Origin of the sequence: Companilactobacillus keshanensis (genome assembly GCF_003946205.1) — a bacterium.
In the GTDB taxonomy this organism is placed as follows: domain Bacteria; phylum Bacillota; class Bacilli; order Lactobacillales; family Lactobacillaceae; genus Companilactobacillus; species Companilactobacillus keshanensis.
This window is the reverse complement of sequence record NZ_RHOS01000029.1, coordinates 1-13150: the sequence shown is the minus strand read 5'-3', so window position 1 is coordinate 13150 and position 13150 is coordinate 1. Positions and strand designations below refer to the sequence as shown.

The window sequence follows — 13150 nt, the reverse complement described above, 5'->3', positions numbered from 1 at the left end:
ATTTTAGTTTCAACAGAATACTTTGGCATAATAAAAACCCCTTGCTTGGATTTCTCCAATGCAAGGGGTTCATTACAGTGTCGAACTTCTCGACACTGCCTTTTTGTTTATTCCATTGATTGATTCTCTTCGTCTCTTTGACTTTTAGCGGAACTCAATATTTTATTAAAGATCATTGGACAAATTATACAAGTAATAATGGCGGCCAAAGTTATGGCTCCGTTTTGAGCCTCGTTGATAATTTTCAAATTTTGGCCAACTTGTAAGATCGGTAATACTAAAGTAATAGTCGTTGACATCAGAATTGCTGCGGCAAATGAAAATTTATTACCAAATCTGTGTTTTAATATTAAGAAGATAATTGACTTTGCTAGAATAAAGGCTACAAAGAATATTGGTATCAATATCAAGGCCTGTTCGTCTTTTAACATAGTTCGTAAATTTAAATTTACACCTGTAACAATGAAAAATATTGGTACAAAAAAGCCATATGCCATCGAACTCAATTTTTCTTGAGTATCAGGTTTAGGATTCAATAATTTCATGACGACCCCGGCTAAGAATGCTCCCAATATACTTTCAGCACCGATTTGTTCCGCAACGGTAACTAATGTGAAGATCAAAAAGAATGCAAGTCGGATATCAAGTTGCGTTGTTGCCTTGTCAATATTGTCAAAAAAAACATAAACCCGTTTAAATCTTCTTAAAAGAAAAATTGCTACGATAAAAATTGTTGGCAACAGCAGGGCTGAAAAATAATTCTTTTGTTGAATTGCCGAATAGATGGTTAAAGCCACCAAAGGAATAAATTCTCCCATGGCAGAGATCAATAACAGTGTTTGACCGTATTCAATCTTTAGTAAACCAACTTCAGTTAATAGCGAAATAATTACTCCTAAAGCAATTGTACTGACTAAAATGGTCGCCAGAATAAAATTATCGAATATGCCAGTATAATAAAGGATCAAGCTTAATATAATTGACATAACTAGAACTGACATAAAGCTCCCAAAAGCCAACCCTAAGGGTGATTTTTCTCCATTATTACTATTTCCCTTTTCAAATATGGAAAAGTCTATTTCCATACCACCTAAAAAGATGAGCATAATGACACCAAGGTTTGCCAAATATGTCAGTGTATCACTTGGTTGAATCAAATCGAATCCAGTTTTACCTATTATTATCCCCATAATAATTTCAGCTACCGTGCCTGGAATTCTAGTTATACGAAACCTTGCCATAATCAAGGGGGTAGCCAAAGCGGCAAATAGTGTAATCAATACCGAAAATTTACTCATAAAATAACCTTCTTTTGTATAATTGGGAAATACAAGAATAAGGTTATTTTAAACCAATAATGGGAGATGAGTAAAAGAAATGTATAGTCCTGAACAAATTTTAGATCAAAGTATTGATAAAGGTACCAAAAAAGTTAAGAAATCAATTTTAGCAAAACTTTTACTAGGATTTATCGGTGGGGTAATGATAGCTATGGGTTTTTTGGCCGATATTAGAGTTTCCGCTTCTATACCAACCAATTTAGCTAGTATAGGTGCATTGATTGGTGCAGCAGTATTTCCAATCGGTTTAATTGTTATTTTGCTTGCTGGTGGAGAACTTGTTACGGGTAATATGATGGCAGTTAGTGCGGCCATGTATGATAGCAAAGTTTCTGTAGTGGACTATATTAAAAATTTATTAGTAATCACATTAGGTAATATTATTGGTGCAATTTGTATAGCATATTTTTTAGGACATTTTGTCGGTTTAACACATATTGGAGTTTTTAGGGATGCTGTAATTAATATGGCAACGTCTAAAGTTGCAAGTCCATTTTGGCAAAGTTTCGTTTCAGGCATTGGCTGTAATTGGTTTGTTGGGATCGCCGTTTGGTTATCATTTGGTGCTAAAGATGGTGCTGGTAAAATACTTGGGATCTGGTTTCCGATTATGATTTTTGTGGCTATTGGTTTACAACATAGTATTGCGAATGCTTTCTTGCTTCCAGCAGCTATCTTTGAAGGCGGCTTAACGTGGTTTGATTTCATTAAAAATATTGTTCCAGTTTATCTAGGTAATATAGTTGGGGGATCAATATTTGTTTCAGGATTATATTATTTAAGTTATCGAAGGTAAAAATTGTTTAATAATTATAAAAAGATTATTTTAATCCAATTCAGTTGTAAGTATGAAAAGTAAGATTTTTAAAAAAAAAAAAACGCATATTAGCCAAAATTTAAATTAGTTTGAAATTTTAGGTATCTCTTTATTGGAGATGCTTTTTTATTACATTAATGATTCAAATTACAAAAATCGGCTTTGTGATAATATAGATACAAATATCATCTTCTTATTAGATTTAATGAGATTGAAAATTATATATCAGTGGAGTGAGATAAATGGCCGAACCAATCGAGAAAATAGTTAACGAAACATTGAACTTGAATCAAATTGAAGATGGATATTACTATCAATCCTGTCATTTCAAATCTTATAGTGAGTCAATGAGTTTTACCGACATTATTTTTGATCATTGTGAATTTGAACAAACCGATTTTAGTCGTATAAGTTTCGGAAATGTTGAATGGCATCATAGTCAATTAGCTGGGGCAAAATTCGATAGATGTAATTGGTATACTTGTAAAATTTCCAGCATGCAATTATCAGGTGCGGATTTTAATAATGGTTATTTTAAAGATACGTATTTTAAAGATTGTAAAATGCCTTATGCCAATTTTACTGAGAGTAGATTTGAAAAAATTGCATTTACCGACTGTGATCTTACGGGTAGTTTTTTCCAAGCTTTGAAGGTAAAAAAAGATATTTCTTTTGCAGGTTCAATAATAGACGATGTTAATTTTGGTGAAACGAGGCTCAAAGATTTTGATTTAAAGGATGCTGAATTTAGTAACATAGTTATTAGTCCCGAATTGGCTAGGGGGTTAATTGTAAATCAATATCAGGCCGCAATTTTGATTGGATCATTTGGTATCAAGGTTGAATGATAATAATTTGTTATTCCAAGTGGTATACTAAATTACATTATTCAAAAGAGAGGGGTACATATATGGCAGATTCAAAACTATCACTTATGAGTAGACAGTTGGACGCTTTACTTTTTGAGGAAAATAATTTAGTAGCTAACCTAGCAAATGCAAGTGCCTTGATCAATGACACATATACTGATTTAAATTGGTCTGGTTTTTATTTATATAATGACAAAACTAATGAATTAGATCTTGGACCTTTTCAAGGTAAAGTTGCATGTATGCATATAAAAAATGGATCTGGAGTCGTGGGTACAGCATTTAAAGATCAAAAAGTTCATAGGGTCGCTAATGTACATGAATTCCCGGGCCATATTGCCTGCGATAGTGCTAGCAATTCTGAAATAGTTGTACCAATAACTAAAAATGGTAATAAAATTGGAGTATTAGATATTGATTCACCTTCATTTGATAGATTTTCTGAAGATAATGAGCAAGAGCTGATACAATTTGTTGAAGTGTTGACCGGTCATCTAAATTAAATATCGTCGTACCAGCAAAACTAACTTTTAGGTTGGTTTTTTTTTGTAATAAATTTACTTGCATAATGCACGTAATGGTGTTAATTTAATTACGTGCAAAATACACATAATATGTAAATCTTAAAACGAGGTATTAATAATATGAAAGCAGCAATTATTACAGAAAAAGGAATGAATCCAGTCTATGGAACATTTGAGGAACCAAAAAATGGTGTTGATAATGTGGTTGTTGATGTAACCGCATCGGCGTTAAGCAATTTAGCAAAGATGAGGGCTATGGGACAACATTATTCTGCCAGTCAGGTATATCCTAATGTTGCCGGTACAGATGGCGTAGGGATTTTGAATGGTAAAAGGGTATACTTTTTAGCTACTAATGCACCATATGGTACTTTGGCAGAAAAATCACTTGTTAATCGAAACTTAATTGTACCGTTACCAGATAGGATCGATGATGTAACTGCAGCGGCAATTGCCAACCCAGGAATGTCATCGTGGGCCGCTTTAGTTAATCGAGCACATTTTGAAAGTGGACAAACAGTTTTGATCAATGGTGCAACGGGTACGGCCGGTAGTTTAGCGGTAAAAATTGCATATCATTTGGGAGCAAAGAAAGTAATTGTGACGGGACGTAATTTGGAAAAACTGAACAAATTGGATGCCGATGCAGCAATTGTCTTTGATATGACGGAAACCGACGGAGCCAACAAATTTACTACAGAGTTATCAAAGGTTTGTCATGATGGCATTGATGTAGTGCTTGATTACCTATGGGGGGATAGTGCGCTGTCCATTATGATTGCTATTGCTAAATTTAGTAAAAGTAATGGAACTAAATTTATCAGTATTGGTGCTGCCTCTGGTCAATCAGAAATATCATTGCCTTCAGCAGTTCTGCGATCTTCCAAAATAGAAATATTAGGTAGTGGGGTTAAGAGTGTACCTATGGAACAACTTATGCTTGCTATCTCTAATGTTTTTGATTGGGCAGATCAAAATCATATTACACTGACTACGAATGAATTTGATCTTTCAGAGATAACTGATGCTTGGAATGCGCCACTAACGCCACGTGCAGTTATAAAGGTACAATAAAAATGGAAAAAGAATTAATTCAGGCTTTAGTAACAATTGTTTCGTTTTTTAATCGAACTGATCGTGACAAGGCTTTTATAAATGAGGCAGGAGTTAATTTAGAGGCAACATCATTTCAATTGTTTGTAGCCATTGGACGAATACAGCCATCAAATGTCAGTGATTTGGCAAATATTTTAGGGAAAAGTCATTCTAGTATCAGTCGTCAAATTGATAAATTGGAAAAAAGTGGATTGGTTGTAACAAAGAATGCGACAACTGATGCACGAATACGTTTGGCATATTTATCAGAATCTGGTGAGAAATTAAAAAAGGTTTTGGATAAAACTAGAATTAATAATATAACTAATGCGTTGGCCGATTGGTCAGACCAAGATAGGAAATCCTTGCTTGTTAATTTAGAGCACTTGGCTGATACTTTAAGCAGTTTTGAAAAAAAGTAGATATTTGGAGGTAGGGTAATATCGATAAAAAAAAATTACGACAACAACAAATTAAACGATTAAAAGATAATCAACAGCAAACAATCTCTGAAGGGGTTTTGTTATTAAATAAATTGAGTGAGACATCTATATGGAAGGATGCCAAAACAATTGCCACAACAATCAGTGGGCCCTTCGAGGTTCCCACAACCCCAATAATCAAGAAGGCTTTGTTAGAGGGGAAAAAAGTCTATTTACCTAAAACAATGCCACATCGACAAATGGCATTTTTACCTTTTACAGATATGAATGATTTGGTTAGAAGTGACTTTGGCATACTTGAACCGGCGTATAAAGAAAAATTAGTTAACCAAGTACCTGATTTAGTTATTGTTCCTGGTTTGGCTTTTGCCGTTGATTCTAATTATCGAGTAGGATTTGGCGGGGGGTACTATGATCGCTTTTTGGCCGAATATTCTGGCAAAACGGTGGCACTAGTTCCCTCAGAAATGCATTTCGACAGTGCAAAATGGGATATTCAAAATTATGATATTAAAATTCAGAAATTAATTTCCGTGGATTAAATTAACGGCAGCTCTTTTCCATAATAGATTTCTTATTGAATGATTCAGAATGAGATGATAATCTTGGATAGTATAATAAATTGGAAATTTTAAATGGATTAAGAGGAATAATAATGAATAAAAAAATAGTTACAGCTTTCATAGTTGGAGCTAGTTTTGCCGGTGGGTTGTTGTTTGATACTAATTTAGTACAGGCTGATTCAGAATTTAGTGGGATCGTTAATACTACAAAGATCACTTCGCTTTATAATGATGATGGTAAATTAGTGACCAATCGTGCCTTGGCCGCTAATACTCCATGGTTAACTGATAAGAAAATTCAAATTGGTGACAAAGGTGACTTTTATCGAGTATCTACTCATGAATTTGTTAAAGCAGGAGATGTCCAATTACAACATGGACAATCTGAAAATGGAATTGTCAGAGCGGGATCTAATGGTGCATTAGTATATAATTACAGTAATGGGGATTATAAATCTACTGATAGAAAACTCTCCGCTAATAGTGCATGGCAATATAACCATACTGAGGTCATTGGTAGTAAAACTTGGTATCAAGTTAGTTCTGATGGCTGGATCAATAGTGATGATGCCTCAACTTCCACAGTAATAACCAATACGGGTGTGGCTAAGATCAGCTATGCTTCAGATAGTGGAATTGATTTGTGGCAAGGTTATGGCACCAATAAAGTGGCCACAGGTCAAAAATTATATAACGGTTCAGAATGGCGCTTTGATTCAAAAGTTATTGATGCAAATGGTGATGCTTGGTATCAAATAGGAAATAATCAGTGGATCGAAGGTACATACTTACAAATTACCAATGAGACATTTGATCAATCCGCAGCTGAGATTTGGGACCCTAATTTTGCCGCCGTAAAGGTCAATAGTGATACGACAATTTACAATAATAACGACTATAATTCAGGTAAAAAATCTAGTGCTTCCGCCGGTGATACTTTGCAAGTAGACTCAACATTGCAAAATGGCAACGTTACTTGGTATGAAGTAAGTAATGGCGGTTGGATTCCATCCTCTGCTGCAACGCAGATTACGACTTATCGTTCCCCAATTATCCTAAATGGTAAAACTAAGGATCAGGCCATCAATGATGTAATTGCTGCGGCTAAACAAGAATTAGGTAAACCATATGTTTGGAATGCAAAAGGTCCAGATAGTTTTGACTGTTCGGGATTAATGCAATACGTTTTCCGTCAAGCAACTGGTCAAAATATCGGTTCATGGACTGTACCACAAGAGACATCTGGTACTAAGGTTTCATTAAGTGACTTACAACCTGGTGATCTTGTCTTTTGGGGACCAGCGGGAGTTACTTACCATGTCGGATTGTATTTAGGTAATAATCAATATTTGAATGCTTTGAAACCGGGGACTAACGTTAAAATAGATACTATTTCATCTAGTTTTGAACCTTCATTTGGTGTAAGAGTTATTAAATAATAGAGCCGTTTCTCATTTTGATTTCAAGTGAGAAACAGCTCTATTTGTCATTAACCCTGATAGATAAATTCGTTAAAGTAAGAGTGATAAATGAGGATTATGGTAATAGAGGCCTTTGGGAAAGCCGGACGTTTGATTATGGACCAATCCATTAATGATGGTTATCAGGTTATAGCCATGTCAAAACATAGACATTTTGGTATAAAAGAAGCCAAGAATGTTTTGACAAAAGATATGCTTGAACTAAATAAGAATGATATAAAAAATCTGGATGCGATTGTTGATGCAACCGAAGCCTGAATACCTAAAACTGAGAAAGTTCATTATGAAGGTGTTCTTCATATGATGTATTTGTTGAAGAATACAAGCATACATTATTTAAAAGTTGGTGGATCAAATATTAATCCAGATCACACCAAAACACTCTAAGAGCTACCATTGTATTATTCAGATTATATGCAAGATTTATGTGATGCTCACGCTGAAGAATTAAAAATACTTCGAATGAGTAATGACGTTAATTGGACTTATGTGACGCCAACTTATAATTTTGATCCATATGGTCAAAAAAAACGGTAATTATCAAATTGAAGGAGATGAGTTTGAACCAGCCAAGTCCTTGAATCCTAATGATGGAAAACATGATTATATAAGTTATTGGGATTTTGCGAAAGCAGTTGTTGATATCGTCGAAAGTAACAAATATTCTCGACAACAAATTACTTTAGTGAGTGGCGATAATCCTACTGAAAGATATTAGACTATATACAAAAATAACACAGAGCAAATATTAAAATTTGCTCTGTGTTATTTTTTGCTTTTAATATACTGGACGGTCCAAACCTTGTGTATCAGAATCGGCCATACCTAAACTGTCATTGGCACCGTAATTTGAATCTTTTACGATATGCAATACAACATCAGCAACACTTTGACGTGAACCTGAAACACCATTGTATTGTTCATCCTTAGTTGTTACGACATACTTAATTTCATCACGATCATTTAACCAAGGCAGTCGAAGTGTTGTGTATTTCAAACCTGAATCTGACAATAACTTGTCAGATTCGATGGCGGCCTGTTCACTGCTTGATACTTGTGCTTGATTCCAACGGCCAAATTCACCGGGGACTTCATTGTAGATACCAAGAACATTTGTGAAGATAACACGATCAACGTTGTTTTTCTTCATAGCATTGATAATATTTTTGGTCATTTTGTTATCGTCATCATGGTCAACTACCGCAACGAAGACCATATCTTGTCCGACAACTGCTTTGTTGACTGATTCAGCATTTTCAAGATCTGTTTCAATTACCTTAACTCGAGAGTTTCCGGCTAAGTTGGATAGGCGACTGCTATTACGTAATCCTAATGTTAAATCGACATCTTTAAATTCATTTTCGTTCAAAATCCTATCTTCGACAATACGAGCAATTTGTCCGTTAGCAGCTAAAATTAATAATTTCATGTTATTTACCCTCTATTATATTATTTCCTGTTAATTCCTAAACTGTCATGTGAACCAAGTTTTGAATCGTGTGATAGTTTAACTACTAAGTCGGCGATACTCTTTAATGAAACATCATGTCCACCAAAAGGTTCACCTTTATGTGTGATTTCGTAATTTGTGTCGTTGCTATTGTCGAACCAACCGGGACGAATTATTGTGTAATTCAAATCAGACGTTTCAATAATGTCAGCGGCATTACGATATGTTTGTAACATTGGATTAGACGAAAGATTTCCATCTGAACCGACTGATGTAGGGATCTCATTGTAGATGCCCATTGAAGTGATGAATATCAGACGCTTAACTTCTGAATTATCCATTGCTTTAACGATACTATCTGCCATTTTGGCTAGATTACCGCTTAATGCAGCGAAGACCACATCTTGTTCTTTTAGTGCTTCACTGAGAATAGACGAATCAGTCACATCTCCTTGGATAACTTTTTCACGGTCATCATTGGCATTCAATCGTTGTGTGTGCCGTGACATCAATGTTAAGTTGTCGTTAGTGTTATCTAAAAAATAATTACGCGTTGTTTGTCCAACAGAACCTGTGGCTCCAATAATTAATACGTTTGTCATTATTGTTACTTCCTTTTGTTTTAATTTATGAGGTTATCATAAACCTTGATGTCCACTTTAAGGCAATGCCTTTTTTAAAAAAAGTTACTGAAAGTCATAGTTAGTTTAAAAATAAAAACCTTAAAGGTAAGGTTTTAGTAATAATTCTAGTTGCATGTCACAAAAGCTATTAATATTAGTGACAGGTTGGACAGTCTCAGGCGATATACACCAACTGAAAATAATCCCATAGACTTCAGTGATCAATAATAATGATAATTCTTCGATAGGAGTATTTAACTTTAATTTACCATTATCGATCAATCGCTGAAGTAATCGTTTGAGCAGTTCATTATCATATTGCCACTTTTCTTGATTTTGGGAGGCGGTAACGAATCTAACCCATTGTCGTGCCATATTGACTTGTGAATTGACGATTGTCTGCAAGAAGTTACTCAAGTAATTACGAATACTTTCAGCGGGATCTTGTTGTGAAAATTTTGTAATTTGATCCGACAAGTCTGACATATGGCGCTTATTCAATTCGAAGATAATATCTTCTTTTTTATTAAAGTAATTATAGAACGTGCCTTTGGCAACGCCGCTAGCTCTCGTTATATCGGATACGGACATTTTTTCGTATCCCTTTTGTTGTAATAAGCTTTCTGCAGTTTCAATAATATTTTCTCTAGTTACTGCAGTAGCAATTTCTCTTTTTGTCATTTTCATCACCACGAGAAGTACTATAAATCATTTATTTATGGTAGTCAATGACTTGCGGTCATATTTATAGTGAAAAGTTGACCGATGGTCATTGACTTTAAACACGAACGGTAATATAGTATCAGGCGTTGATTAAATGACCGTCGGTCATAAATAGAATGGAGAAATATAAAATGCAAAAACAAAAATTTGGAATGGTTCTTCCAATTGTATTGTTGAGTTATTTCATGATTGTTCTGGATAACTCGATTATCTTTACTAGTACAGCTAAGATTGCAGAAAATTTATCATTGAATACTCAATCGTTAGCTTGGATCACTAATGCATATGCATTAACCTTCGGAGGCTTCTTATTGTTCTCTGGTAAAGCTGGAGATATTATTGGACGTAAAAAATTTTTTCAGATTGGATTGATAATTTTTAGTATCAGTTCTTTGTTAGTAGGGATTTCAGTTAATGACACGATGATTATTGCTATGCGTGCCATTCAAGGTATCGGCTCATCAATTCTTGCTCCAAGTACGTTGGCATTACTGATGGATAGTTACCAAGAGAATATGCGTACTAAGGCAATTGCCTATTATGGAGCAACTGGCGGACTAGGAGCTAGTTTTGGATTGGTTATCGGTGGTTTGATTACAACATATTCATCATGGAGAGTTGGTTTCTTCATTAATGTTCCAATCGGTTTGATCATGCTATTGTTGTCGGTCAAATATTTAAAAACATCTACGACATATAATCAAAGGCTGGATTTCTTGGGTACTGTCTTTTCAATACTCGGTGTATCAGCCTTGGTATATAGTATTGACGGTAGCTCTTATAGATTGACAGCACTGATTGTAGCAATCGTTTCGTTGGTATTATTTATAGTTCAAGAGCATAGAACTAATGCTCCAATCATGCCATTGTTATTGTTCAAAGATTCAGAGAGAAGCTTTGCTTATCTGACGAGGTTCTTTTTCATTGGTGTGGGAATGGCGTATTTCTTCTTAACACCTTTGGCAATGCAAAGAGTTTATGGATATACACCAGTGCAAGCCGCCTTTGGATTTTTGCCTGAAACAGTTCCACAGTTTATAGCAGCCGGTTTTGTCACAAGAAATGTAAAAATGAAGAATTCAACAATTCTATCTAGTGGGATTGTTTTGATGTTCGTTGGTTCATTATTGGCCGCCATAATTAAAATTCAGACAGGTTATTGGCTGGCAATAGCCTTACCAATGGTGATTATAGGTATTGGACAAGGTATGGCACTGGGAACATTGACAGTTGCTGGTGTCGCACATACAACTCCTGAATTAAGTGGTTCAGCATCTGGTGTTGTGAACGCGGTCCATCAAATCGGTGGGTCAGTTGGATTATCAGTGGTTGTTGCCTTGACAGCTCAATATACCAATCCGACCATTTCATATAATATGTCGATGGTGTGGATTACCGTGTTATCAATTATTGCAATGCTGTTTTCTATTGGGGTTGTAAGATCGGATAGATAAATTAGAGTTAAATATTAGATTCTTTTCAAATAAACTAGTAGTATGTTAATGATATGAAACTTTTAACAATTAAAGAGGTAATCTAGTTTGACAGAATCAACATTTTGGTCAAAAATTTCAACTCAAGCCAAATCAGAACATCGTCCTTTTTTTACTATGGCACCGATGGAGGCTGTAAGTAATACAGTCTTTCGCCAAGTTATTACTCAGGCATGTGCACCAGACACATTTTTTAGTGAATTTGTCTATGCTAAAGCTATAACTGATCCCGATACTAAATTTCCGATCCATGGCCGACTTTATATGGATTCGAGAGAAAAGACTCGTCCTGTGGTTCAACTTTGGGGTAATGAAACAGCTGATTTTGAAACAGCCGCAGTGGCTTTGAGGAATCAAGGGTTTGAAGCTATTGATATCAATATGGGATGCCCGGATAGTACAGTTATCAAGAATCATGGTGGCAGTGATTTGATCCGTAACCATCAATGGGCTCAGGATGTTATTGCCGCAGCTAAGACTTCAGGACTAGCTGTCAGTGCCAAGACTCGTCTTGGCTATAGCAAAGTCGATGAGTTCAGGGATTGGATACCTTTTTTGTTGCAGCAAGATGTTGACCTTTTGACAATTCATTTACGAAGTAAGATGGAAATGAGTAAGGTTCCAGCTCATCTGGAAGTCATTGATGACATACTCAAAGTGCGGGATAAGATTGCTCCTAAAACTTTGATTCAAGTCAATGGAGATATTGCCGATTATCAAGCTGGTATGAAACTGTATCAGGAACACCCCGGATTAGATGGTATTATGATTGGACGTGGTGTATTTGCCAATCCATTTGCGTTTGAAAAAAACCCAAAATCTCATTCTCTAAATGAACTATTGAGTTTGCTGCAAATGCAATTGAATTTATTTGATGATTTTTCAACACACTATGATATTCCACGTTTTCCATCACTCAAGCGATTCTTTAAGATATATGCCCGACCAGAATTAGGTGCAACTGAATTGAGAAATGCGATGATGGATGCCAAATCAACCGATGAAGTTCGTAAGATTTTGGATGATAAGGATAAATACTTATGAAGATAACAGGTAATGAGGATCTTAGAGTTCAGAAAACAATTAATGGTATTTATTCTTCATTCGAAAGTCTGATATGTGAGAAGGATTACGAAAAAATAACCGTCAAAGAATTAGCGGAACGAGCACAAATTAATAAAAAGACTTTTTATCGTTACTATCCGACTTTAGATGATTTGTTAGCGGAAATGCAAGCACGTTATTCACAGGATTATCTGGCAGTTGTCGGTAACTTTATATATCCACGGGATTTGGCAAAAAGTGTTCGTAGTTTTATTGAATATTCTGCAAGTCAGAGTGAAGCGTACGAGAAAATCACTTGTAGCGGAACCTATGTTGGTATTCGTCAACAGATGATTGATCAAGTTATGAAGCATACTTGGAGTAATTCACCGGAGTTTAATAAGTTATCGTCTTTGCAACAACATATTTTAATGACGTTTATTCAAAATACTGGTTTGGAAGTGTATAAGCAGTGGGTAGCATCTGGTAAAGAAGCTCCAATTGAGGAAGTTGTTCAATCTGCAGTTACGTTAATTAGCAGTGTTGATAACTTTTTGAAGTTGTCAAAGTAATAAAATTAAGCTAGACCATCAAGTTTTTTTCGACTTTGAAGTGCAATAAAAAAGTTAGACATTTTTATAAGTTTTAAGAAATCATGGATTGTCTCCTGTATTCTACAGGAGAC

17 protein-coding genes are annotated in these 13150 nt (G+C 35.1%); 13 read left to right on the top strand and 4 right to left on the bottom strand.

Annotated elements, in window-relative coordinates; genetic code table 11:
• Positions 1–107: 107 nt before the first annotated feature.
• Complete coding sequence (locus EKM64_RS10865; RefSeq protein WP_125678467.1) at positions 108–1298, bottom strand: cation:proton antiporter; 1191 nt, start codon at positions 1296–1298, stop codon at positions 108–110.
• A 79-nt stretch (positions 1299–1377) separates the two neighbouring features.
• Between EKM64_RS10865 and EKM64_RS10860 the strand changes: the two genes are divergently transcribed.
• The 10 genes from EKM64_RS10860 to EKM64_RS10820 all read left to right on the top strand — a co-directional run bounded on the left by EKM64_RS10860 (position 1378) and on the right by EKM64_RS10820 (position 7850).
• Positions 1378–2136 carry a formate/nitrite transporter family protein gene (locus tag EKM64_RS10860; protein WP_125678465.1) on the top strand — a complete coding sequence of 253 codons (759 nt, stop codon included), beginning with the start codon at positions 1378–1380 and terminating at the stop codon, positions 2134–2136.
• A gap of 263 nt (positions 2137–2399) precedes the next feature.
• Complete coding sequence (locus EKM64_RS10855) at positions 2400–3005, top strand: pentapeptide repeat-containing protein (RefSeq protein WP_125678463.1); 606 nt, start codon at positions 2400–2402, stop codon at positions 3003–3005.
• Positions 3006–3067: 62 nt separating this feature from the next.
• Positions 3068–3529, top strand: coding sequence for a GAF domain-containing protein (locus EKM64_RS10850; protein WP_125678461.1), 462 nt, complete (start codon positions 3068–3070; stop codon positions 3527–3529).
• A 141-nt stretch (positions 3530–3670) separates the two neighbouring features.
• Positions 3671–4624, top strand: coding sequence for a quinone oxidoreductase family protein (locus tag EKM64_RS10845; protein ID WP_125678459.1), 954 nt, complete (start codon positions 3671–3673; stop codon positions 4622–4624).
• Positions 4625–4626: 2 nt separating this feature from the next.
• A complete protein-coding gene (locus tag EKM64_RS10840) occupies positions 4627–5067 on the top strand; it encodes a MarR family winged helix-turn-helix transcriptional regulator (protein ID WP_125678456.1) in 441 nt (146 codons plus the stop codon).
• Positions 5068–5087: 20 nt separating this feature from the next.
• Entirely contained in the window at positions 5088–5630 is a 543-nt protein-coding gene (locus EKM64_RS10835; RefSeq protein WP_125678454.1) for a 5-formyltetrahydrofolate cyclo-ligase, read from the top strand.
• Between the two features lie 113 nt (positions 5631–5743).
• Positions 5744–7090: a C40 family peptidase gene (locus EKM64_RS10830; protein WP_125678452.1), complete on the top strand. Its 1347-nt coding sequence runs from the start codon at positions 5744–5746 to the stop codon at positions 7088–7090.
• Between the two features lie 90 nt (positions 7091–7180).
• Positions 7181–7390 carry a Rossmann-fold NAD(P)-binding domain-containing protein gene (locus EKM64_RS10825; RefSeq protein ID WP_125678450.1) on the top strand — a complete coding sequence of 70 codons (210 nt, stop codon included), beginning with the start codon at positions 7181–7183 and terminating at the stop codon, positions 7388–7390.
• A gap of 156 nt (positions 7391–7546) precedes the next feature.
• Positions 7547–7669, top strand: a complete 123-nt coding sequence (locus EKM64_RS11695) for a hypothetical protein (protein ID WP_263852845.1) — start codon at positions 7547–7549, stop codon at positions 7667–7669.
• The gene (locus tag EKM64_RS10820; protein ID WP_125678448.1) at positions 7650–7850 is read left to right on the top strand and encodes an NAD(P)-dependent oxidoreductase; all 201 of its coding nucleotides are present in this window, start codon (positions 7650–7652) and stop codon (positions 7848–7850) included. Before EKM64_RS11695 ends, EKM64_RS10820 begins: the two co-directional genes overlap by 20 nt.
• A 60-nt stretch (positions 7851–7910) precedes the next feature.
• Here the strand turns inward: EKM64_RS10820 and EKM64_RS10815 are convergent, their stop codons facing one another.
• The 3 genes from EKM64_RS10815 to EKM64_RS10805 form a co-directional block, all read right to left on the bottom strand.
• Complete coding sequence (locus tag EKM64_RS10815) at positions 7911–8561, bottom strand: NAD(P)H-binding protein (protein WP_125678446.1); 651 nt, start codon at positions 8559–8561, stop codon at positions 7911–7913.
• A 20-nt stretch (positions 8562–8581) separates the two neighbouring features.
• Positions 8582–9184, bottom strand: coding sequence for an NAD(P)H-binding protein (locus EKM64_RS10810; RefSeq protein WP_125678444.1), 603 nt, complete (start codon positions 9182–9184; stop codon positions 8582–8584).
• A 120-nt stretch (positions 9185–9304) separates the two neighbouring features.
• Positions 9305–9886 carry a TetR/AcrR family transcriptional regulator gene (locus EKM64_RS10805; RefSeq protein ID WP_164505367.1) on the bottom strand — a complete coding sequence of 194 codons (582 nt, stop codon included), beginning with the start codon at positions 9884–9886 and terminating at the stop codon, positions 9305–9307.
• A gap of 173 nt (positions 9887–10059) precedes the next feature.
• On the opposite strand from EKM64_RS10805, the gene EKM64_RS10800 reads away from it, so the two are divergent.
• The 3 genes from EKM64_RS10800 (at position 10060) to EKM64_RS10790 (ending at position 13037) form a co-directional block, all read left to right on the top strand.
• Positions 10060–11382, top strand: a complete 1323-nt coding sequence (locus EKM64_RS10800; protein WP_125678440.1) for an MFS transporter — start codon at positions 10060–10062, stop codon at positions 11380–11382.
• A gap of 87 nt (positions 11383–11469) precedes the next feature.
• Complete coding sequence (locus EKM64_RS10795) at positions 11470–12465, top strand: tRNA dihydrouridine synthase (RefSeq protein ID WP_125678438.1); 996 nt, start codon at positions 11470–11472, stop codon at positions 12463–12465.
• A complete protein-coding gene (locus tag EKM64_RS10790; protein WP_125678436.1) occupies positions 12462–13037 on the top strand; it encodes a TetR/AcrR family transcriptional regulator in 576 nt (191 codons plus the stop codon). Before EKM64_RS10795 ends, EKM64_RS10790 begins: the two co-directional genes overlap by 4 nt.
• Positions 13038–13150 lie beyond the last annotated feature (113 nt).

What these genes read in the sequence shown, in the direction of transcription:
- EKM64_RS10810 (WP_125678444.1), bottom strand. Translation starts at nt 9,184, where the DNA reads ATGACAAACGTATTAATTATTGGAGCCACAGGTTCTGTTGGACAAACA.
- EKM64_RS10845 (WP_125678459.1), top strand. Translation starts at nt 3,671, where the DNA reads ATGAAAGCAGCAATTATTACAGAAAAAGGAATGAATCCAGTCTATGGA.
- EKM64_RS10805 (WP_164505367.1), bottom strand. Translation starts at nt 9,886, where the DNA reads ATGACAAAAAGAGAAATTGCTACTGCAGTAACTAGAGAAAATATTATT.
- EKM64_RS10790 (WP_125678436.1), top strand. Translation starts at nt 12,462, where the DNA reads ATGAAGATAACAGGTAATGAGGATCTTAGAGTTCAGAAAACAATTAAT.
- EKM64_RS10825 (WP_125678450.1), top strand. Translation starts at nt 7,181, where the DNA reads ATGAGGATTATGGTAATAGAGGCCTTTGGGAAAGCCGGACGTTTGATT.
- EKM64_RS10800 (WP_125678440.1), top strand. Translation starts at nt 10,060, where the DNA reads ATGCAAAAACAAAAATTTGGAATGGTTCTTCCAATTGTATTGTTGAGT.
- EKM64_RS10860 (WP_125678465.1), top strand. Translation starts at nt 1,378, where the DNA reads ATGTATAGTCCTGAACAAATTTTAGATCAAAGTATTGATAAAGGTACC.
- EKM64_RS11695 (WP_263852845.1), top strand. Translation starts at nt 7,547, where the DNA reads ATGCAAGATTTATGTGATGCTCACGCTGAAGAATTAAAAATACTTCGA.
- EKM64_RS10815 (WP_125678446.1), bottom strand. Translation starts at nt 8,561, where the DNA reads ATGAAATTATTAATTTTAGCTGCTAACGGACAAATTGCTCGTATTGTC.
- EKM64_RS10830 (WP_125678452.1), top strand. Translation starts at nt 5,744, where the DNA reads ATGAATAAAAAAATAGTTACAGCTTTCATAGTTGGAGCTAGTTTTGCC.
- EKM64_RS10855 (WP_125678463.1), top strand. Translation starts at nt 2,400, where the DNA reads ATGGCCGAACCAATCGAGAAAATAGTTAACGAAACATTGAACTTGAAT.
- EKM64_RS10840 (WP_125678456.1), top strand. Translation starts at nt 4,627, where the DNA reads ATGGAAAAAGAATTAATTCAGGCTTTAGTAACAATTGTTTCGTTTTTT.
- EKM64_RS10820 (WP_125678448.1), top strand. Translation starts at nt 7,650, where the DNA reads ATGGTCAAAAAAAACGGTAATTATCAAATTGAAGGAGATGAGTTTGAA.
- EKM64_RS10850 (WP_125678461.1), top strand. Translation starts at nt 3,068, where the DNA reads ATGGCAGATTCAAAACTATCACTTATGAGTAGACAGTTGGACGCTTTA.
- EKM64_RS10865 (WP_125678467.1), bottom strand. Translation starts at nt 1,298, where the DNA reads ATGAGTAAATTTTCGGTATTGATTACACTATTTGCCGCTTTGGCTACC.